Source organism: Gilvimarinus sp. 1_MG-2023 (assembly GCF_030548285.1).
Window position 1 is genome coordinate 1 of sequence record NZ_JAUOSC010000960.1, and the last position, 275, is coordinate 275.

Annotated in this window: 1 protein-coding gene; it reads left to right on the forward strand. The window is 59.3% G+C overall.

Annotation, left to right across the window (positions count from 1 at the left end; genetic code table 11):
• The coding region (locus Q4563_RS19720) for a hypothetical protein (protein WP_303605725.1) at positions 1-275 on the forward strand (275 nt) is incomplete at both ends.

Genomic DNA, 275 nt, shown 5'->3' on the forward strand with positions numbered 1-275 from the left:
GGGTGGATCAGTCTCTCTCGGCTATTTGTTTCAGGACGGCTGGCTACGGCTGGAAGGCTCTCGTTTCTACGAGGATTACGACGTTCAGTTCGGTGTGTTGGAGGATCGCCATACTGTGCGCCAAAACCATAACGATCGCTCCCTGTCCGCTGCTGCCAGCCGGGATTTCTGGCTTGCTGACCAGTGGCTGCTTGGCAGCCATGTCCAACTGGGGCACACCCTGAGTCACTCGAAACGCCGGGAATCGGTCGCCATCGTGGTGCCCGGCTCAAGGG